This window comes from Candidatus Poribacteria bacterium (assembly GCA_021295715.1).
Classification (GTDB): Bacteria; Poribacteria; WGA-4E; order WGA-4E; family WGA-3G; genus WGA-3G.
Genome location: JAGWBV010000040.1, coordinates 44,886 through 66,786, shown reverse-complemented (window position 1 = coordinate 66,786; position 21,901 = coordinate 44,886). Strand labels below are relative to the sequence as shown.

Sequence of the window (21,901 nt, the reverse complement as noted above, 5' to 3'; positions counted from 1 at the left end):
CTGACCGCTGAGTGCTGATAGCTGATGGCTATCTCCTACGTCTTCTGTGGTTTCTTACGCGCCGCCGGAAACAGGATATTGTTCAGGATTAACCTATATCCCGGCGAATGTTTGTGTAAATCAAGGTTCGTCGGTATTTTTCCCTCACCGACGAGATGCCGATAATCCTCCGGATCGTGTCCGCCGAGAAACGTAAAGGTGCCCTTCCCCAATTTGCCGTGGATGTATTTTGCGTAGTTGCTACCCTCTACCTGTCCTAAGATGGTCACAGAGCCACGGATCTTATCTATATTAAACGATGTTGTCTGTCCGAGATACCCCGGCACAACGGTTACGTGATTCTGCGTGAGCATCGTTGGGATCGGGTCGTGCTTTGCGGCGAATTCAAAGAGTTTGAAATCCTCAACCCCGCTCTGGGCATCCCGATCAGGATTCGGATTGTCTATGTCTGAGAATTCGTATCGGAATGGATTCGTGTAGAGGCTAAAATTTTCAAACGCTAAAGTGCGCTGAAAGTCGAGTCGCGCCTCGGCATCCGAAGCAATCGGTGTTCCATCCAATTCAGGGGCAACGATATCAATTGCGCCGCCGCGTGTCGCCAGCGCAATGTCGAGGGTTTCTGGTGCAGAACACATGGCAAAAATAAATCCACCGTTGACGATGTAGTCTGCGATCATCTGTGCCGTTTGCCCTTTGTGCTGCGCCACCCGCCGGAATCCAGCTTCAGTAGCCGCTTTTTCAAACATTAACATCCGTTGTTGATACCACACCTGCGAGGAAAATGCGGCGTGGAACTTGCCGTGCTGACCTGTAAAGTCCTCATGGTGGAGGTGTAGCCAGTCGTAATTCTCTGTCTCTAAGACACCGCTTTGGACCTCTTTGTCCCAGATTTCGTCGTAGGGAATCTGTGCGTAATCCAAGGCGATTTTGACTGCGTCGCCCCAAGGGTCTCGGTAGGGCGATGCCGCTGATGGCGCGTACACAGCGATTTTGGGAGCTTTTTCCAATAGAATCTCATCCATGTTGCTCCCTTCGAGGACGGATTCCTTGATACTCAAGTAATCGGCGTGGTTTATCGGTTCAAAGCGGACACCCATCAACGCTGCACGCATCCGCACGTCTTGAGAGTCCGGTAGGACGAACGCGCCACCGCGATAGTTCAGCCACCAGTAGCATCGGTACTCACGCGGGACCTCTAATGCCCAGTAGGTCAGACCATAAGCCTTGAGATGGTTGGTTTGTGCCCCAATCTCCATCGGTATCAGGAGCCATTCCGCTCTCGCGCTGCTTACGCTCACTGCAATCACGAACAATATTAATATTATTTTAATTATCAAGAATTTTGTCATCGTAAAAATCGGGGGTTACTTCGGGCGTGATGATGCATGAGAAGCATGTCCCAAAACTGCGGGTTCGTGTCCAAACACGACCTGTCCATTGGACATCAGCGGTGCTTCAGTTGCTTTCGGGTTCTGCGTATCAATCTGCCAGAGTTGTCCATTATTCTCATACACGATCCAGCGTCCCTGCGGCGGTATCCATACGGGGTGCGAACCCCCTTTTTGCGTTAGTTGCTGCTCCGTCGGTACCCCCACATCTGAGTAGGTGGTGAGCCAAATCTGTTGATAGGTGCCTTCCGTTCGCGTGAATGCCAATTGGTTCGGATTCGCGGGTGACCATGTCGGTTCCGCATCATCAGCAGAAGACACCACAATCGGTTCGACACTTGTTGTCACTTGGTCAAAAGCGTAAATATTTCGATTTTCTCCGGCATCGTCAGGATTTTCGATTGTGCCGGTTGTGACATAAGCAAGCACTGTGCCGTCGTTGTTCCATGCGGGGGTGAAACTCTGCAACGCCGTTGATGGCACAACAAACTCGGATTCAGTCGGAATATGTCGGATGATAACGCGACTCCGATTTCCATACTCAGGGCGTGTATAGGCGATATAATTCGCGTCGGGCGATATTGCGACATCTCTTGCCATCTGTCGGCTGTCAAGCAGCAGTGCACCGTTGAGCTGCTCACGGCTTCGGACGATAACGTTTCCTTCCCTATCCTGAAAGACAAGCGTGCCATCGTTAGCGACGGTTGGATTGTGTCCGGCACCCAATGGCGCATTGGTTCCGTCCGGGGCAAGTCCCCAGATTATATCGTCATAAGCAAAGTAGATGTGCGCTGGTAATTGTTTGGTTGTAGGTGCGTCTCCTGAAGTAATGCCATCTTTCGGGGTGAAGTTTTCTTCATTGCCGAGTTCCCAGCCTGCCCCGTTGGCTCTCCAGAGAAAACCGATGCCCTTTGTCCAGTATTTCCACTCCTCGTTCATGCGTCCATTACGGGTGAGTCTAAAAATATCTTCAGGTTCACCGTGCTGTTTTTTGATTTCCCAACGTCCACCGTCTTCTATTTCCGCCATGTTCCCCTTTTCATCAATGTAACTGGCGAGGATGTCGATGTCAATATGTGCGGTTGTGTGTCCGGGAAATACGTTGACTGCAGTGGGTTCACCGCGCGCCGGACGCCGCGTGCCATATATACCGACCCCATCGGTAATTCCCGTTGTTCCGTCGCCATTTGCATCCATGATTGCCATGACGTAGTAGATACCCGGTAGGACGCTCACCTGATAATTACCGTCTCCCGCCAGAGAAATTGGCATGGCAACAGGTGCACTGAAATCAGGACTATAAGAGAGTGTCAAAATGCCCTGCTGAACGGAATGTCCATCCCACGTTATGCGACCTGCGATCCTGCCCTGTTCGATATGTGTTTCAATGCCCGGTGGTGCTGCGTGCAGGTGTCCGTTCGTGTCGTAACGCGCACTTATGACCAGTTCGATGTCGCGGTTCTCACCCTCCATCAGGACGATCGGAGCCGGCGGCTGTGTCGTGATGTCCAGTGTCCCATAACCGCCCAATCCGTCGCCATTGCTGTATCTACCGTCTTTATCAGCATCGAAGTTAACGATAACGTAGTACTCCCCTGATGGCAGCGCGATACGGAAAATGCCACCAGCCGCAGTCTCTCCGCTCGCAATCGGTGTGACGAGGGTAGATTCGGCATATACCTCAACGCGTGCGGTTGCGTCTTCAGGTAGCGATACATGCCCCGTCAGTATACTCGTATTTTTGGTCGAGGTCTTTCTGCGGGTCTGATAGGTCGCCGTAATCGCTATCTCAATGTCTTCGGTGAATTTATTCGGCGAGATGAGCACGGGTTCAGGGAATTCGCCGCGCTTCCGCATATCTTCGACACCGAAGAACCCGAAGTCGTCGCCTGTGTCCAATTTGTTCGTACCATTGTTGTCCACAATTGCCATCAGGTAGTACTTCCCCGGTAGCAGATTCAACTCCCACGCGCCTGTATCCGTCACGCGGGCGATACCGGCGCGATATTTCCAAGATAGATCCGTATACGCGAGAATCAATGCTTTTCGGTTTCCGAGGCGTGCTTGTTGCGGGTTCACAGGACCTTGACCGAGCCTGAGTGTCCCGCGACACCCAGATGTCGCAGTCCGCAAAGCCGTTTGGAATTGCTGAAGTTGACTCGGTTCATATTGAGAGGTAGGAACAATCTTCAGTTCACCTTTCATACGTGCCGCACGTGCTGTTATCGGAATATCTAAACCTCGAACCTTCTGTCCGTTATCTACTTCAATTAACCGATACCCTTGCCCTTGGTCGTTCCAATCGGTGATACCGAGGATACCCAACCCGTCCCCCGCATCGAATTGTCCCGATTTATCCACATCAACGTAGGCAACGATATAGTAGCGACCCGGCTCCACGCGAATCGTGAATCGTCCATCGCCGAGTTGTGGGATCCCGCTGGTATACAACTCTTTGAGTGCCTCGTCTCGGTAGACCGAAACGCTCGTGTGGGAGAGGTCGTGTCCCTCCCAGAGCACGCTGCCTGATAGGGTGGCTGTCATCCTTCGGGTAGCGGCGTTTTCTTGGGCAGAAGGCTGCTGGCAGAAAACCGCACCGATGAACCCAATGCTAATGACAAGTAGTAACGGTATTAATCGTTTCATTTTATATTCCTGTATGCCCGTTTCTTTTCTGTTCCTATTACAAACGTGAGTTTGAAAATAAAATATTGAAGTGTAAACATAGGTTAGGTTGAGCGGTAAAAGACCAAAACTCTTGTCGTTTATACTGAGAATGCCAATTTTCAATCGCCTGTTCTTAGAGACAGGTTCAGCGAAACCCAACACGCCAAGCACCATGGGTCTAAGAATGCGTTGGGTTTCACTCGGGTTTTGGTCATCTCAGGTTTCTATTTGTCGGTTGTCATCTTCTACCCCATGCCGTTCTTGAGTTCGTTCCCGTTCAACCCAACCTACAAGAATTTGTCTCTTTTATCAAACTCACGTTATTACAATGCTATTTCAAATTATGGTTTAAATTACAGAGCACCTTGCTGTAGGAATAGCGATCCGTCTGTTCCCCAATCGCACTTATCCCGATTCAGACGTGGCACTCAGATTACTATATGGTAACACATGCCGATATAATTTGCAAGTGGCGAATACTTCCTAACAACAGATAATGAATGGTTTCCCTACTACAAACCGAAGTGGCTAACAGCGATTGACTCTCGGTTCTTTTGCTGACCGCTGATTGCTGACGGTTTCCAACTCCTGACAGCTATTCTACAACCAAAAAGCATTTGCTTTTGTTTCAATGATGTGTTATAATTGTATATAATTTACCTATGCGGGTGGAAGCATAATCTGTTTTCTGTCCTTGAGGAAATCTACTCGCGTTGAACCTCAACCCGAACCCAAAGAGGAGCAATTCACAATGAGAGTAAAAGTCTATTACATCTGTGCTATTCTGTTGGTGTTAGGTCTATCTACACCGGCAGTCTTCGCACAGGACGCTCAAGCAGACAACCTACTTGGATGGTGGCTATTTGATAGCGAAAAAGACGAGATCGGGAACTGGGACGATATAGCACTCCACGGTGCCGAGCTCAAAGACGGTCAGCTGATTGTTGAGACCGGAAAATGGGCACACGCACTCGAATACAGCGGACCCGACATTGAAGAGAAAACCCTGATGACATGGGTTGCTCTTGACAACCTCGCCGCAACGAAAGGCTCAGCACTCACGTTAGATAAAGCCACAGAGGACCAATTTAACGCGATTGTCTATGCGGAACGCCAACCGAATCAATGGATGTCTGGAAGCAGTTGGTTCCATCGCACTGAGGACTTCCCGAAAGCACACAATGAAAAGAAAGAAGGCGAAATGGTCTATTTAGCCTTCACTTACGAAGATAAGGGTGGAACTTACAAGATTACGGGATACCGTAACGGTGAGAGCCTTGGGAGTTATGAGAAAGGCGAGATCAAAACCTGGCCCACAGGTGATGCTGAAATCATTTGGGGAAAACGGCATACAAACGGACTCGGCGGTCCCGGAGACCTGAACGCACACATTGAAGAATCCCGAATTTACTCCGTCGCGTTGACTGCGGATGAAGTGAATGAGATGGAAATCGGGACGCTCGATGTTGACCCTCAAGGGAAACTCGCTACGCAGTGGGCAAAACTTAAACGGAAATAGGTTCTTATTAATTGTAGGGCGAAACCGAAGTGGATTCGCCCTATTTCAGATTAGGTTAGCGGTAGTTTCTGACCGTGATGAACGTTATGAAAGTTCGACTTGCACTCCTTCTAATGGGCATCAGTATTTATATCGTTCCGCTTGCGACTGCTGAAGAGCACGTTTGGACATTTGACGACGATGCCCACGATTGGGTGCCCGCGAACGGCAGTTGGGAAGTCCAAGAAGGCATCTATAAACAAACAATGCGCTGGGGTGAAGCCCAGAAGGCATTGGTTGATGGCGTAGAATGGGCAGACCACACGCTGGAAGCAAAGGTTCGTGTTGATGACGGACACTGGGGTGGTATCGTCTTCCGGGCACAAAATGAGTTTGAGTATTATGTGTACCTCATCTGTCCGAAAGAGAACAAGTCTGAGTTGTGGCGACACAAACGCAGCACCGCCTTTAAAGACGGATTTGAAGCACGCGATGAAATCGAACACGACATTGAACCTATCGGACTGACGATTACGCGCAATGCGTGGTTCACACTCCGCGTTGTCGTTGAAGGCAGTCGCATCGCGGTTGCTATTAACGATATAGAACAGGGTGTCTTTTTTGATGACGCGTATCCCGTTGGGCAAGTCGGGGTCTGGACATGGGATACACAAGCGAGTTTCGATGATGTCGCTGTGAACGGTTCTACGACTGCCTCTCTGACGGCAATTGAACCGAGAGGGAAACTCGCAACATCATGGGCAGCCTTAAAGAGAAAATAAACTTACGCGTTTCAGTAACCAAATGAACGTCCCTAACGTGAATATAACATAACGTGAGTTTGATAAAAGAAAACTCTCATGATTTAGACGCGTTTTTCAAGCGCACATAGGAGGAATTTCATGGCAGATGTAGGAAGTGCTGCACCGGATTTCACGCTTACAGGTGCAGTCAACCAAGAAGATGTTGAAGTTTCATTGAGCGACTATTCAGGCAAAAATTTAGTCGTGCTTTTCTATCCACTCGCTTTTTCCCCGGTCTGTGCTGAACAGGTGCCAGATTTCAACGAAAGTTTGTCGGCGATTCAAGCCAAAGGCGCTGAAGTCATCGCAATCAATCGTGATTCAACGTTTGCCCATAAGGCATGGAGTGAAGTGCTGGGTGGTGTCGATTTCCCGCTCCTCGCAGATATGAACCTTGCGGTTTCTAAGGCGTTCGGTATGGCAATCGAAGATGTCGGTATTACCACACGCGGTGTCATTATTATTGATACGTCTGGAAATATCGCCTTCAAACACGTCGAAGCGGCACCTCCCGACAATACGTTGTCAGCTGCGCAAGTTCTCGGCGAACTGGACAAATTGCAATAGACATTCCAGAGGAACCGGGACTGCACGCCCCGCGCGCCTCAACCTACGGAAAAGCGGGCATCTGGCGACACTTTCAAACCCCGATTCTCTACCCTGCCAACGCCCGCTTTTCATTTTATTTTCACAACATTGACAACGCCGAAAGGATATGGTATAATACCATTAATGCGGGTGTAGCTCAGCGGTAGAGCGTCAGCTTCCCAAGCTGAGGGTCGCGGGTTCAATTCCCGTCACCCGCTTAAATAGTTTGACTGAAAAAATCGCCAAAAATTGAGGAAATCCATGGCACGAGATCAACGATTGACGAAAGAAGAAATCCAAGAAGATAAATTTATTGAAGGGCTTCTGAAAATCTACCAGTTCCTGAAAGAGAATCTGCGAACCATCGTTATTGCGGTGGGGGTAGTCATTATTGCTGTCGCCGGCTATGCGGCATATTATCAGAATCAGAAAAACAGTCGCGCCGAAGCAACGATGGCACTGCGTGAAGCCACGGAAACCTATCGAACCACCGAGGAAAGCCTTTTTGATGCCGACAAATTAGCGGAAAGTGAGGAATCTCTCCCAACCGCACAGACGCAACTTCAACAGGTCTTTGAGAAATATCCGAATACCGCTTTCGCTGACAAAGCACGGTATCAATACGCAAGTTCACTCTATTATCAGGGTAACTACGCAGAAGCACGTTCACAATTCCAACAGATTATTGCGAACCATCAACCCGAAAATCAGATGTACAGCCTGTACGCACAGAAGGCAATAGGCAACACCTACGAACAGGAAGGCGACTACGCAAAAGCCGTTGATGCCTATCAGGCAAAAGCATTCCCCCCGACACCAGCACTCTCACCAGAGATCCGGAAATTTGTGCTTGCCGAAGCCAAATTTAATCAGGCAATTGTTTATGAAAAGTTGGGGGACACCGAGAGCGCGCGTGCCGCATATAAAGAGATCTTGGATGAATTCCGGACGACACTTGAAGCAGGACTTGCTCAAAAAAGCCTTGAAGTCATTGAAGACGCAAAAGTTGTTATCGCTGCCATGGGTGAAACGTTGGATCTCTCAAATGCGGAAAAACTGGAGAACGAAAAGCGTTACTATGACGCTTATGTCGCCTACACCGACGCGATTCGCACCTACAAAGTCAACAAAGACATTCAAGGTGGATTGTCCACGGAACTCCGAAAGCAGATTGGAAGTTTTGAAAAAGAAGCAATCGCACTCATCAATAACGTTCAAAACGCCCGCCGTGCCGACGACGAAGGGAGAGAAAGCTCAGCACTCTACAGTTACGCTTCGGTTGTTGAACTTGAAAAACTGGGGTTAAGTCGCCGCCTCTATGAGAACGCGCTGCTCCATTACAAACGCCTTGGGACTGCCCAATAATTTGTAGTTTTACCAACAATTTTTCTATCCTTAATTAAGGAGCAGCAATAATGTTTTATAAATATTGTCGTCCGCCCTTTTTTGCTTCCAAAACCGTTGGATTTATTCTTTTGGGAGCACTTTTTTTAACCCTCATCCCTTTTGCATCGTTGGGTGAAGCTGCACTATCAGGAAACTTGGCGTATGCAGTCAACGGATTCGATGAAAATCTCGGACGCTTCGATTGGAATCTCTATACGACATCAATCACAGGCACTAAGGATTTTAGAGCGACCGCCCTGAACCTCAAAGGTATGTATCCTTCGTGGGGTCCGAACGGAGATCTCCTTTATTTCATCCAACGGGACGCTGGGCACTCTAATGTTTATTCCGTGAATCCCGAAAATCCCAAGAACAAGAAACTCATTACGCCATCAGCTGGCACGTATCGGTTTCTTTCGGTTTCTCCCAATGGCAAAAAACTCGCTTTCAACGGTTGGACGATAAACCAGCTTCCGCAAGAAAACCAGATTTGGGTAATGGATATCGAGACCGGAGAGATGGAGGCCATGACAGCAGTGCCACACCAAGGATGGCCCTACTCATTTTGGGGAATGTCCTGGTCGCCGAATAGCAAACGACTCGCCTTTTCGCTTTCGAGACCGGGTTGGTTGGAATACCTCTACCTCTTAGACGTTGAAACCAAAGAGATAGAAATTTTGACCGAACTCCATAAAGATTTCTATCCTGTGTGGGCACCCGATGGACAACGCATCCTCTTCCTGAGATGGAACAGAGAGTTCGATACGTTCTGCACAATCGATGTTGAAACCAAAGCAATTGAGACACTGTTTGATGTGGACAAAGCCACCGGGTATTGGGCAGATTGGGCACCTGAAGGAGACTATATAGCGTATTCTCGATGGGGTTCCATCTATCTCTATGAATTTGCTACCCAAGAAACCGAAGTCATCGTCGAGGTAGATGGTAGCGTTTTTGTCATTGCTTGGTTGCGGGATGGGCAGATATTGCCGGTTGAACCGCAAGAGAAGTTAGTCACGACATGGGGTAACCTTAAGCACAAGAATTATTAAGCAGTCAGCAGTCAGCCATCAGCCGTCGGTTAAGAGGGTTTCGCCTCATAAAGGTTTCCGCAAGGTATAAGTAAAAACGTAGCCTGGAACAACGGCGCAGGCGGGTCTACGGAGAGGCACTTTATCTGTCAAACCCACCTGACCGAACCGCAAGGAACAATTAAAAAGTGTTAGCCAGTGTTGAAAAAGCATTAGAATATGACAAAATTCGTGCACTTTTGAAAAAGTACACCGCTTCTCAACTCGGAACGGCGCGTGTTGACACCCTCGCGCCCTCTTCTGATGTCGATAAAGTCCGCTATCTACTCACGTTGTGCAGTGAAACGAAATTCTTTCATCAAGTTTACGGTGGAATCCCGCTGAACGGTTTAAAGGATATCCGCAAATCGCTAACCCATGCTGCGAAGACAGGTGCCTTTTTAGATGCTGAGGAACTTCTTGATGTCCGAAAGGTCGCACAGATTCCCGAAGACATCCATCGTACCTTTAAGAAACGCGATCGAGAGGAATTTCCCAATCTCTTTGCCATTGTCGATGCACTGCCGGTGTTTCCAGAATTAGTTGAGGCGATCCGTCATTGCATCGATGCTGAGGGAATGTTGTTGGATCGCGCAAGCCCTGAGTTGCGCACCATCCGTCGGAAATTGTCGCGCCTTCGTGAAAATATACACCAAAAACTCGAAGCGACGCTGCGTTCACCGGAGCATCAGAAAGCAATTCAGGAACAGATCATCACCTCTCGAAACAATCGGTATGTCATTCCAATAAAACAGGAAGCACGCTCATCTTTTCGAGGCGTCGTTCAGGGGCAATCCACAAGCGGTGCTACATTTTTCGTAGAACCGTTGGAAATCGTCCAGATGAACAACGCGCTCCATGAAGCCGCTGAAGCCGAACACCGTGAAATTCGACGCATCCTCCTCGACCTCACCGACCGCGTGCGAAATAACCTACACGAATTGGAACTGTCGCTCGATCTGTTAGCGGAATTCGATTTTTTGAACGCAAAGGCACGTTTTAGCTTGGCGTTAGACGCTGTCGAACCGAAATTGAATACCCGCGGTGTCGTAAAATTAATTGAAGCACGGCACCCCTTGTTGGAGTTCCATCTTCAGAACGAGCGTCCGTCAGATTCCGATTCGGAGAGAAGCGCGGATCTACCGACAGATGTTGTGCCGACAAACGTTCATCTCGGCAAAACGTTCAATACGCTGGTTATCACGGGTCCGAATACCGGTGGTAAAACTGTTGTTCTCAAAACAGTCGGGCTACTGACGCTCATGGCACAATCCGGCTTACATATTCCAGCGGAACACGGGAGTCAGGTCGCTATCTTCGACCAGATCTTTGCTGACATCGGCGATGACCAAGGCATAGAACAGAGTTTGAGTACCTTCTCCTCACATATCACGAAGATTGCGGAGATGCTTCGGAAAATCGAGCATGCTGAATACTCACTTGTGTTGCTGGACGAGATCGGTGCTGGAACGGATCCGAGCGAAGGGACGGCTCTCGGTATGGCACTCCTTGATTGGCTCGGTGATAGAGAAGTAAATACCATCGTCACGACGCACTATGGCGCGCTCAAGGCGTATGCCCATACACAACAAACTATGGAAAACGCTTCAATGGAGTTCGATTGGACGACCCTACGTCCGACCTACCGACTCCAGATAGGTATACCCGGAAGTAGCAATGCCATAAAAATCGCCTCGCAACTCGGAATCCCTTCTGACATTCTTGATGAAGCACAAACGCATTTAGGCAATAATAACGTGGCGGTTGAAGACCTTCTCGTGCGTTTGCAGCAAACACAAGATGAATTGGAAACAGAACGCGCACTCCTGCACGATAAGATTCGAGAAGCTGAGGTCGCATCCGAGAAACATACACACCTCCTTCAAACCCTTGAAACACAACGGAACACCTTAAAACAGCAGGCTGAGAGCGAGGCTCGCGACATCGTCGCCAACGCACGCAAAACCGTAGAGAAACTCGTCGGTGATATTCGGAAACAACAAGCCTCTAAAAATAGTATCCGAAACGCTTTTTCAGAGATAGAGGCTGCGAAAAAATCACTGAAAAAAGAACCCCCGAAAAAACAATCTAACCAACCGAAACTCAAAGTTAACGTCGGTGATAAGGTCAGAGTCAAGAAGCTTAACCGATTTGGAGAAGTCACGGCTATTAAACCGCGCGGTAAAACGCCACTTCAGATTCTGGTAGGGAATATGCAAACGCAAGCTGCCTACCACGAAATCGATTCTGTCCACCCGAAAAAAGAAACATCAAACCTATCAACGTCTGTACTCGATATTCAATATAGTAAGTCCAATACAATCAGTAGTGAGTTCAATATCCGAGGGTTGCTTGTAAAAGAGGCGTTAGACTTGACCGATAAGTATCTTGATGATGCGTATCTTGCGGGTCTCCCGACAGTTCGGATTCTTCACGGCAAAGGCACCGGCGCATTGCGAAAAGCCGTTCATGACGAGTTGCGTGGGAATCCGCATGTAACCAAGTACCAGTTCGCGCCACTCAGCCAAGGCGGTGAGGGCGTAACCATCGTTACATTCAAGGAGTAGTATATTAAGCAAGTTGCCATTAGATGTGGTTCCTAACCGTTGATGGTTACCATACTGGTAGGTGCGGTTTCCAACCGCACTGGGTTTGAAAGAATAGGTTTACCTTAATACATTAGAGGCAGATTCACCGTGAAAAGTCCGCAGACAAGAGCCCCTGTGCCACGCGAAACAATTGATGAGATTCGGAGTCGAAGCGACATTGTTGAAGTCATCTCCGAGTGCGGTGTCGCGCTGCGACCTGCCGGTCGAGATTACAAGGGACTCTGCCCGTTTCACGATGAAAAGACCCCTTCCTTCACGGTCTCACCGCAAAAGCAGATGTTCTACTGTTTTGGATGTCAAACGGGTGGCAATGTCATCTCTTTTGTGCAAAAACATGAAGGTAAGAACTTCATTGAGACGGTAGAGTGGTTAGCGGGTCGGCTGAATATTGACCTACCGAGCCAAGATAGTCGGGGGAGTGCGAACCGAAAAAGGTTCACAACTTTGGAAGATCTCAACCGGTTTGCTGTGGAACACTACCACAAGCAACTTCTGGTTGATGGGGCGGGTGCGTCGGCGAGGCAGTATCTCAAGCACCGGGGTGTCCAATTGAAAACGCTCCGTTCCTTCGAGTTGGGCTATGCCAAGTCTGGACGACGTGATCTTATTAAAGTCGCTACAGATAAAGGTTTTACGATACAGCAACTCATCGATGCCGGACTGATTCGTGACGAAGATCGGGGTCCACAGGATCGTTTTTGGAACAGGGTGCTTTTTCCGATTAACAATGAACGCGGCATACCCGTCGGTTTTGGTGGACGATCGCTCTCTGAAGAACATCAACCGAAGTATCTGAATTCTCCGGCGACAGTTCTCTACGATAAGAGTAATATTCTTTACAATCTCGACAAGGCACGCCAATCTATCTACAAAAAGCAACATGTCCTTCTTGTAGAGGGGTATATGGACGTTTTGATGCTTTTTCAGTCCGGAATTGAGAATGTCGTAGCGTCCTCTGGGACCTCGTTGAGCGAAAATCATGCGAACCTACTGAAGCGGTTTGCTCCCGAAGTTATCATTGTCTACGACGGAGATGCCTCCGGTTTCCAAGCGGCACAACGCGGATTGCACCGACTCCTTGCAGAAGGGTTGCGGGTGCGTATTGCGCTGCTACCTACAGGCGAAGATCCAGATTCGTTTACGCGAAAACATGGAGCACCAGCGTTCACAGAATTCACGGACAAAGCGATAAATCTCATCGAATTTCAGATTCAAGCCGCCATCCAACGGCAGGACATTCATCGGATTGATGTGAAAACACAGGTCGTCAAAGAGGTTGTTGAGACGCTCCTAAATCTCAAGAATCGGGTAGAGCGGAGCGAATACATCAAATACACCGCAAGGGAACTCCATGTGGAGGAATCGGTACTTTGGCAGGAATTGCGAGACATGGGGTTTAAGGAGACCTCTACTTCCGATCAGCAGCGGCGAACGAAAACAAATAACCAACGATTGACACCCCGCGCACAAATTGAACGTCAATTGATTGAAGCATTAATCCAAAGCCCAGCGTTAATCTCTAATGTCAAATCTCAATTTGACTATCAGAGTTTCACGGAACCTCATTTTGTTAGCATCGCACAATTGCTGTGGGAAGGTTGTACAGACGACGAGACTGTAGATATCCAAGCCCTCATCAATGAATGCCCTGATGAAAAACTCAGTGCGTTTATTTCAAGTATAATTCTACAGAGAACACCGCCACCGAACCTACTACAGGCACGGGTGGACGGATGCCTTAAAAAACTACGGCATTTCCTTTTGCGAGATCTTGAACAGCGTGTTCGATCGCACGCACTCGCTGAGGGGGCAGATGAAAGAGAAACTCTTGAGGAATTGGTGAAACTCTCGAACCAAAGACGCGCCTTACGTAATAACGATATTGTGGACACTCACGGGGAAAACTCAAATGAAGGAGGAAGTTGATGGTGGATTTTAAAGATCATCCTACCCTTGATTACCTGGATACCGAGAGCAACGATGAACTCGGATACGAAGACGAAATGGCAGAAATCGCTGCAGCGGGTACAAGTTACACGGACGATTCCGTGAAGGTGTACATGCGCGAGATGGGGAAATTTCATCTCCTTGATAAGAAACAAGAGGTGGAACTCGCGAAGCAGATTGAGGCGGGACATCGCACGGCTCATGAAGCGACCTTCGGTACAGCACTTGCCATCACTGAAGTTCGGAAACTTCTCTATAAAATCGTCACGGCTAAAAAGCGCGCCTCTGATATTATTGATATGCCTGTTTCGAGCACCTCGACACAGAATAAGGAACGCAAATTACGCGAACAGGTCAAGAAGGCGTTGGGTGTACTCGAAAACTTGGAGATGGAACGTCTCACCACTACCCCGCCTTCCGCTGCTAAAAACGGTGGGAAAACCTCTGCGAAATCGAAAACCCGGACCAATCTCATTAAGACGCTCGATCAACTTAAAATTGACCGAGAGGAAATTAGCAAGATTTCTGACCTGGTCAAACAAGCCGAGTATCAGATTAGCACTTGGGAAAGTGAAATCCAGCACCTTCAGCAGACCTATAATATCCCCGATGAATGGCTCAACGGCAGTAACGGAACGGATCGCCAGTTTAAAAGCGATGCAACAAAAGTCGCATACATACACATTGTTCGGTTACAACGCAATATCCGACAGCACATGACCGAAATAGGCGTTCCGCGAGAACGACTCAGGACCCTCACACAGCAGATTGACAAGGGTGAATCCGAGGCACAAGACGCAAAAATGGCGATTGTTGAAGCGAATCTCCGACTGGTTGTCAGTATTGCCAAAAAACATAGACACCGCGCATCGGGACTCGAATTTCTCGACTTAATCCAAGAGGGAAATATCGGCTTGATGCGGGCAGTGGACAAATTTGATTATCAGCGCGGATATAAATTTAGCACCTACGCCACATGGTGGATTCGGCAAGGTATCACACGTGCTATCGCTGACCAAGGACGCACGATCCGTATCCCTGTCCACATGCACGAACGCATTAACAAAATTAAGCGTGTGCAACGTTCACTCTTACAGGAGTTAGGCACTGAACCCTCAGCTGAACAGATCGCCGCCGATCTCAGGATTTCCACCAATAAGGTCAATGAAGCTTTGGCAGTCGCCCCAGAAACAGCCTCTTTAGATACCCCGATCGGTGAAGAGGATGAGAACCCACTCGGTGCTTTCATTATGGATATTGATTCTCCGTCCCCTGTCCAAGAAGCCGAGTTGAATATCCTCAAAGAGCAGATTCAGGAAGTCCTTTCCGAACTCAATGAACGCGAAAGAAGGGTAATTTCTCTCCGTTTTGGGATTGAAGATGGTTATCCGAGGACGCTTGAAGAGGTCGGCAATATCTTTGAAGTAACACGGGAACGCATTCGGCAAATTGAGGCGAAAGCACTTCGGAAGTTAAGACACCCCCGACGCAGCCGAAAACTCCGAGATTTTGTTCATTAAGGGTAAATAGTAACCGGTCGATAACTGATAACTGATGACTCTTAAAATATTTGATTTTTAATGTGAAATATGATATAATTTCTACACGAAAATTGACTGAAAAGGGCCCATAGCTCAGTGGTCAGAGCCGCCGGCTCATAACCGGCTGGTCCTAGGTTTACGTGGGGCGTTAGCTCAGGGGTACGAGCGCTACCTTCACACGGTAGAAGTCACTGGTTCAAATCCAGTACGCCCCATTGTTTGTCAAACCGAGGAGAGGTAGATGGAAAGTAAGGATACCCCGAATTTCGTCCAAGCAGGGGTCAAGGCAATTGACTGCGACATCCATAACGAAGTCCCAACCTTACAGACGCTTTTTCCTTACATGTCTGATTTCTGGGTCGACTATTGTAGCACTTCCGGCTTTAGAGGTCCCGATGCCAATGATTATCCGCGTCAGGCCCCGTTAACAACACATCCGGATGCGCCGTCTCCGTGGGACTTGGATCTCGAACATGTCCGTGAACACCTGCTTGATGCTTGGAATCTGGAATACGGTATTCTCAACTGTGCCTATCGTGTGCAAAGCATTCACCAACCCGACCTCGCTGCAGCTATCGCACAGGCGGTAAACGACTGGCAAATAGAACATTGGCTTGATCCTGAACCTCGACTCCGTGCTTCACTTGTGATTCCGAGCGAAATTCCAGACTTCGCTGTGAAGGAAATTGAGAGAGTTGGCGATCATCCAGGGTTTGTTCAAGTGATTCTCCCTGTTCGTTCACGTACCCCTTACGGTAACCGCATTTTCCATCCGATCTACGAAGCCGCAGTCCGCAAGAATCTCGCGATCGGCATCCATTACGGCGGTGCCCCCGGTAATCAGCCCTCTGCAACTGGCTGGCCCTCGACACTGTTAGAGGAATATAGTGGGATGACACAGGTCTTCCAAGCACAGGTGATTAGCCTCGTTGCGGAAGGCGTTTTCGACCAGTTTCCCGACCTGCGTGTCGTTCTGATTGAAAGTGGTTTTACATGGCTTCCGGCTGTGATGTGGCGGATCGATAAAGAGTGGCGAGGTCTCCGACACAATACACCGTGGGTGAAACGTCCACCGTCTGAATACATGCGCAAGCACATTCGGTTTACCTTACAACCTATCGATGCGCCACCGACACCGAAGCAACTTCTTCAGATTATCGGGCAATTGGAATCCGATGAGATGTTAATGTTTTCAACAGATTATCCGCATTGGCAGTTCAATACGCCCAACGAGGCTTTCCCAGCAGATCTACCCGGTGCACTTGCTCGTAAAATTCTACACGAGAACGCACGTGTCTTCTATCAACTTTAGTCAATCCGTTTTCACTTTTTAAGTCTTTTGGAGAAAAACGCAATGCAAAACACAACGCCGAAACGTTCTAATTTAGGGCGCAGCTCGCAAGCCCATATTGCAAAGTCTGTTATTGATTGCGACATCCATAACTCTATCCCACCCGGAGGTCTGTCCCCCTATCTATCCGAGCGGTGGCAGGAGCACTACAAGACTTTCGGTCTCAAGGGCCGCATCGGCGGCTATTATCCGCGCGCGCTCCTGAATGCCGCACGACGGGATGCTTGGCCCCCGTCAGGTGTCTCTCCCGGTGCAGATTTAGCGTTCATGCAGGAACAACTCCTCGACGCATTCAACATTGAGTACGGCGTGCTGAACCCACTCATGCCCGTGGGTGAGCAGTTAAATATTGAATTTGGTGATGCACTCGCACGCGCAGTCAACGATTGGCAGGTCGCCGACTGGGTTGAACCGGATCCGCGTCTCCGGGCATCTATCGTCGTTCCTTATGAGAACGCGGACCTCGCTGCTGCGGAGATCCATCGCTGCGGTCCAAATCCAGCGTTTGTTCAGATATTGCTGCTCGCGCGGACGAGAGACCCGCTTGGAAACCGAAAATACTGGAAAATGTACGAGGCAGCCGCTGCGTACGATCTACCGATCGGTATCCACTTTGGCGGCAATCAGGGTCCCATATCAGGCGCCGGGTGGCCCTCTTATTACATCGAAGACCATGGCGGTATGCCGCAAGCCTTCCATACCCAAGTCATCAGTTACGTCATTGAAGGCGTATTTGACCGTTTCCCGACCCTCAAGATCGTCCTTATTGAAGGCGGATTCGCATGGCTCCCACCGCTTATCTGGCGACTCGATGCCACATGGGAGAAGTTACGCGCGGAAGTGCCAGACCTTAAACGGAAACCTTCGGAATACATCCGAGATCATTTCTGGCTGAGCACACAACCCATGGAAGAACCGCCGAAACGCGAGTATTTCGAGCAAATGCTGGAGCAGATGAATATGGACGATAAGCTCATGTTCGCCACGGATTACCCGCATTGGGATTTTGATTCTCCCGACCGCGCTTTGCCCAGTTTCCTGAAACCGGAACTGCGTCGCAAGATCCTGTCAGAGAACGCCCGCGAACTTTACGCATTTGATAAACTGTAGTGGCAGCTTCCCTCTTAAAGTAGGTAGGCACTTTGATGAAGCAATATCAGAAAACCAATATCAGGTTTTGAGAAAGGATGGAAAGCAGGAAGGCTGGAAGAAACACTGTGTCCACTATCTTCCGCCCTTCCATCCTTCCAAGTTTTCAACTCGTAAACGCTTGTAGGAGGGATCTCCGAATCCCGACTCTTACTGATAACCGAAAACCAATAACCAATTGTAGGAACGAGTGTTTTTCCTATGCTCTCGACTCTTACTGACCGCTGATGGCTGATTGCTGACGGCTCCCTAACAACCACATGCCTAAATACGTAGTCGCAACCCCAGACGAAATTCCTCCCGGTGAACGTAAAATCGTCGAAATCGGCGGACGCTCCATCGGTGTTTTTAATATTGATGGCGAGTACTTCGCTATCCGTAATAGCTGCCCACATCAAGGCGGCCCCCTGTGCAGTGGGCTGGTCACTGGATTTTTAGAATCCCCTGTGCCTGGCACCTATAACTACACCCGCCACGGTGAAATTCTCCGATGCCCATGGCACAGTTGGGAATTCGACATCAAAACAGGACAATCTTGGTGGAGTCCCGCACAACGACGCGTCAGAAAATACGAAGTCCACGTCGAGAGCGGTGAGAACATCGAGGCATCCAATTCTGGAGCCGAAAAGGGTCCTTATGTCGCCGACACCTTTCCTGTCACCGTGGAACAACAATATGTTGTGATTGAAATCGACTAACTATTCTCTTCTAACCCGTCGATTAATTTTTCCTGATCACCCGGCGAATAGAAATACGATCCCGGTCTCCAATCCCCGATGTCTCCGATTAACCTGCGCTGACGTGGCGTGCATCGCGCCATCAGTTCAGGTGTTGCCTTTTCGTAATCAAATGGACGGAAACAGTGATGGCTGTAACAGTAGATAAGCGTTTTCCGGGCGTGTTCCGAGCGGTTTGCGACAACACCGTGCCACAACGCGTGCGGAAAGACGGCGGCATCACCTGCTTTTACACGCAACTGCACGGCTTCAGGGATATAGGGGCCATCTTTGACCCCGGTTTCTGGAAACGTCCGATTATGGCTCCCCGGCACAACGGTAAAGTTTCCACTGTCTGTCTTATCAAGATCCGTTAAGAAATAATGGATTTTGACTTGTAGGGGTGAACTCGATCTGCTGACCCGAATCGTTCGCATCGCCTGTCCGCCGTCCGTATGCAGATACCCTTGATCCTTCGGGTTCGGTGGTCGAACGATGACCTCAGACATACTCAGTTGGATGTAATCGCCTATCAGTTCACGCACAATCGGAAACGTTACTGGATGATCCATCATATCCACAAAAATGTCGTTGTCTTCCATCACATTCCGCTTGTCGAAAACAGAATCGGCAGTGACATTTTCACCTTTCCGAAATTCCGCATCCATTTCATCTACCGTCGCTCTCAATGCTTGGAGCTCTTCAGGAGAGAGCACCCCCTTCAAAACGAGGTATCCGTCTGTCTTCCACTGTTTACGTTGATCCTTCGATAAAATTCCCATCTATGTATTGCCTCCGTCGTCCAGTTTTGCGATCTCGTTTATTTATCCGTTCTGTTACTGACTCCTGGAAACTGATGACTGAAAACTAAGCAATAAAATAGCCGAGAAATAAATTCGTGTCAAGGAAAATAACAGTATTGGGAGGTGTAAAGTTTTTGTTGATTGTCTGTCTGAATCGGGATTTTCGGGATTTGAAGATTGGCAGGATAAAAGCCTCACGCCTATCAGCCCCTTAAGCCCCAGCGGGGCGAAAAATGTGTAGAAACTGCTATTATTTAAAGATTGACATTTGTGCAAATGTGGATATACTTAACAATAACATGAGTTCGGTGGAAAGATAAGGAATTCTGCAGCAAATGAGAAGATTTGGTACTGAAGGGCGCGTCGACCCCGCACAACACTATTTTGTCCCCCGCACAAACGAGATTGCCGACTTCATCAACCGTGTCAGAGCGGGTAAGTATATTGTGCTTTTCGCACCGCGACAAACGGGCAAAACAACGTTCTTCCGGTGCGTCATTGACGTACTCAGCGAAGGACCAGGAACGGGATCACAAGTTGAACCTGCACGCCACGAAACCGCCCGACAGAACGCTGCTTCTCCCACATCTGAGGCTGCCTACTTCCCAATCCGCCTTGATTTTCAGGTGTGTCGCAATTTATCAATCCCTGAGTTTTACACGTACCTATCAAAAGGGATCCGGTCCCAAATCGAAAGCGTTTTTCAGAAACAGCGGCATATGCCTGCTCTGTCTCAGTTTTTAGATGCCACCCCGCTCACGACCCATATTTCGATGATTGACTTTTTCAGAGAGCTTCAGAGGATCCTGCAAAATCAGCGGATTGTTCTGATGATAGACGAGTTTGATGGTATACCTCAAAGTGCCTTAAGCGATTTCTTGTATGCGCTCCGCCTTATCTATCTCTCCGACGAACCTCGGTGTCCGCACAGTGTTGGCATCGTAGGTGTCAAGAGTATTACCCAACTCGACTATGACCGATCGGTTTCACCTTTCAATATCCAAGACGAATTCCGCTTACCCAACTTTACCCTTGAACAGGTACGTGAACTCCTCAGACAATACACAGAAGAAGTTGGGCAAATCTTCATGCCAGAGGTCATAGAATCCATTCATAAGCAGACGGCAGGGCAACCCGTGCTGGTGAATCGGTTAGCGCAGATCCTCACGGAGACGTTGGACATTCCAAAGAACGAACCGATTACGATAGCACACTTTACAACCGCACACACACGACTCCTACGCGAGCGGAACACGAATATTGATCATCTCACGACCAATATCCGTAGGGATCCCCGTTTTGAAAGCGTCCTGATGCACATCATGACGCGCGATGAAGGTGTAGACTTTAATTTGGACGACGACATCATCAGTGAATTAGCAACTTACGGAGTCATTCAAGAGGGGATCGATGGTATGTGTGAAATTCTCAACCCGATCTATCTGTATCGTATCCTCCGCACGTTCAAGCCGACGGTGAACGGCTTAGAAGATAGATACCTACCAGACGACACAGACAATGGCTTTGATGACTATCTCATGTCTACAGGGCGGATTGATATGGGATCGCTACTGAATAACTTCCGAGACTTCATTGTCCGTGCGGGTTTCAGAATACTACAAATGCCGGATACACCGCAGGAATCGGTCGGACAGTATCTTTTGATGGCATATCTTGACGCGTTTGTCAGACGGATCGGTGGTATGATGCACATTGAAGTTCAAACCGGGCGCGGGCGGATGGATATCATTGTGACGCATAATCAGCGAAAATACATCGTTGAGACAAAGATTTGGCGAGGCACGCACTATTATCAGTCAGGGAAGCGGCAGCTCGCGAGGTATCTTAAGTTAGAGGGTGTGACCGAGGGGTTCTACATCGTGTTCGATCATAGGCAGGGACCGGAACCTCGTATTGAAACCTCGATCGTCGAGGGTGTGACGATTCATTGCTATGTCCTTCAAATGTATGAATAACGGGTGCAAATGAAGGACAATTTTTTCGCGTTTGGTTTTGGGGTGTACGGTGCTACGGCTGAACTGGGTGCAAAATGGGGTCTCTTTGGAGATGCCTTCCCGTTCGTAGGGAATGAGGAATATGACAATAGTCCTCGTCTTAGGATTAGTTGTTGCCCTTTGGAGATGCCTTCCCGTTTGAAGGGAATGAGGAATGGCAGTCGGCAGTCAGCCGTCGGCTATCAGTAAGAGAGTTTCTGGTTGCTAACGGCTGATAGCTGATTACTGTTTTGAATGCCCCTTCCCGCTCGTAGGGAATTGAAACTATCGTATCGGTTCGGCGAATGTAACGATCCCATCATCGGGTCTGAATGCCCCTTCCCGCTCGTAGGGAATTGAAACTGGCTGCCCATGCTGCCTATGACTTCAA

At 48.9% G+C, this 21,901-nt stretch carries 16 protein-coding genes and 2 tRNA genes; 15 read left to right on the top strand and 3 right to left on the bottom strand.

Annotated elements, in window-relative coordinates; all coding sequences use genetic code 11:
- Positions 1-35: 35 nt before the first annotated feature.
- Together J4G07_11680 and J4G07_11675 are read right to left on the bottom strand one after the other, a co-directional pair.
- On the bottom strand, positions 36-1,349 hold the full coding sequence (locus tag J4G07_11680) for an asparagine synthetase B (GenBank protein MCE2414656.1): 1,314 nt from the start codon (positions 1,347-1,349) through the stop codon (positions 36-38).
- Between the two features lie 15 nt (positions 1,350-1,364).
- Complete coding sequence (locus J4G07_11675) at positions 1,365-4,034, bottom strand: hypothetical protein (protein ID MCE2414655.1); 2,670 nt, start codon at positions 4,032-4,034, stop codon at positions 1,365-1,367.
- Positions 4,035-4,806: 772 nt separating this feature from the next.
- On the opposite strand from J4G07_11675, the gene J4G07_11670 reads away from it, so the two are divergent.
- From J4G07_11670 to J4G07_11610, 13 genes are all read left to right on the top strand, one after another.
- Positions 4,807-5,574 (top strand): hypothetical protein, encoded by a 768-nt coding sequence (locus tag J4G07_11670; protein MCE2414654.1) that lies wholly within the window; start codon positions 4,807-4,809, stop codon positions 5,572-5,574.
- Between the two features lie 86 nt (positions 5,575-5,660).
- Positions 5,661-6,335 (top strand): DUF1080 domain-containing protein, encoded by a 675-nt coding sequence (locus J4G07_11665; GenBank protein MCE2414653.1) that lies wholly within the window; start codon positions 5,661-5,663, stop codon positions 6,333-6,335.
- Between the two features lie 120 nt (positions 6,336-6,455).
- Positions 6,456-6,923 carry a redoxin domain-containing protein gene (locus J4G07_11660; protein ID MCE2414652.1) on the top strand — a complete coding sequence of 156 codons (468 nt, stop codon included), beginning with the start codon at positions 6,456-6,458 and terminating at the stop codon, positions 6,921-6,923.
- A gap of 167 nt (positions 6,924-7,090) precedes the next feature.
- Positions 7,091-7,162, top strand: a tRNA-Gly gene (locus J4G07_11655).
- A 43-nt stretch (positions 7,163-7,205) separates the two neighbouring features.
- Positions 7,206-8,309 (top strand): tetratricopeptide repeat protein, encoded by a 1,104-nt coding sequence (locus J4G07_11650; protein MCE2414651.1) that lies wholly within the window; start codon positions 7,206-7,208, stop codon positions 8,307-8,309.
- Between the two features lie 50 nt (positions 8,310-8,359).
- Positions 8,360-9,382: a PD40 domain-containing protein gene (locus J4G07_11645; GenBank protein ID MCE2414650.1), complete on the top strand. Its 1,023-nt coding sequence runs from the start codon at positions 8,360-8,362 to the stop codon at positions 9,380-9,382.
- A gap of 167 nt (positions 9,383-9,549) precedes the next feature.
- The gene (locus tag J4G07_11640; GenBank protein ID MCE2414649.1) at positions 9,550-11,967 is read left to right on the top strand and encodes an endonuclease MutS2; all 2,418 of its coding nucleotides are present in this window, start codon (positions 9,550-9,552) and stop codon (positions 11,965-11,967) included.
- A gap of 129 nt (positions 11,968-12,096) precedes the next feature.
- Positions 12,097-13,935, top strand: a complete 1,839-nt coding sequence (dnaG, locus tag J4G07_11635; GenBank protein ID MCE2414648.1) for a DNA primase — start codon at positions 12,097-12,099, stop codon at positions 13,933-13,935.
- Positions 13,935-15,476, top strand: coding sequence for a sigma-70 family RNA polymerase sigma factor (locus tag J4G07_11630; protein ID MCE2414647.1), 1,542 nt, complete (start codon positions 13,935-13,937; stop codon positions 15,474-15,476). Before dnaG ends, J4G07_11630 begins: the two co-directional genes overlap by 1 nt.
- Before the next feature lie 163 nt (positions 15,477-15,639).
- A tRNA-Val gene (locus tag J4G07_11625) sits at positions 15,640-15,712 on the top strand.
- A gap of 26 nt (positions 15,713-15,738) precedes the next feature.
- Positions 15,739-16,809, top strand: coding sequence for an amidohydrolase family protein (locus tag J4G07_11620; GenBank protein MCE2414646.1), 1,071 nt, complete (start codon positions 15,739-15,741; stop codon positions 16,807-16,809).
- Between the two features lie 42 nt (positions 16,810-16,851).
- On the top strand, positions 16,852-17,958 hold the full coding sequence (locus J4G07_11615) for an amidohydrolase (protein MCE2414645.1): 1,107 nt from the start codon (positions 16,852-16,854) through the stop codon (positions 17,956-17,958).
- A gap of 299 nt (positions 17,959-18,257) precedes the next feature.
- A complete protein-coding gene (locus J4G07_11610) occupies positions 18,258-18,695 on the top strand; it encodes a Rieske (2Fe-2S) protein (protein ID MCE2414644.1) in 438 nt (145 codons plus the stop codon).
- Here J4G07_11610 and J4G07_11605 read toward each other — a convergent pair.
- Positions 18,692-19,495, bottom strand: a complete 804-nt coding sequence (locus tag J4G07_11605; protein MCE2414643.1) for a phytanoyl-CoA dioxygenase family protein — start codon at positions 19,493-19,495, stop codon at positions 18,692-18,694. The genes J4G07_11610 and J4G07_11605 overlap by 4 nt on opposite strands.
- Before the next feature lie 356 nt (positions 19,496-19,851).
- Between J4G07_11605 and J4G07_11600 the strand changes: the two genes are divergently transcribed.
- Both J4G07_11600 and J4G07_11595 read left to right on the top strand, forming a co-directional pair.
- Positions 19,852-21,492 (top strand): AAA-like domain-containing protein, encoded by a 1,641-nt coding sequence (locus J4G07_11600; GenBank protein ID MCE2414642.1) that lies wholly within the window; start codon positions 19,852-19,854, stop codon positions 21,490-21,492.
- A gap of 9 nt (positions 21,493-21,501) precedes the next feature.
- A complete protein-coding gene (locus tag J4G07_11595) occupies positions 21,502-21,720 on the top strand; it encodes a hypothetical protein (protein MCE2414641.1) in 219 nt (72 codons plus the stop codon).
- Positions 21,721-21,901: the final 181 nt, after the last annotated feature.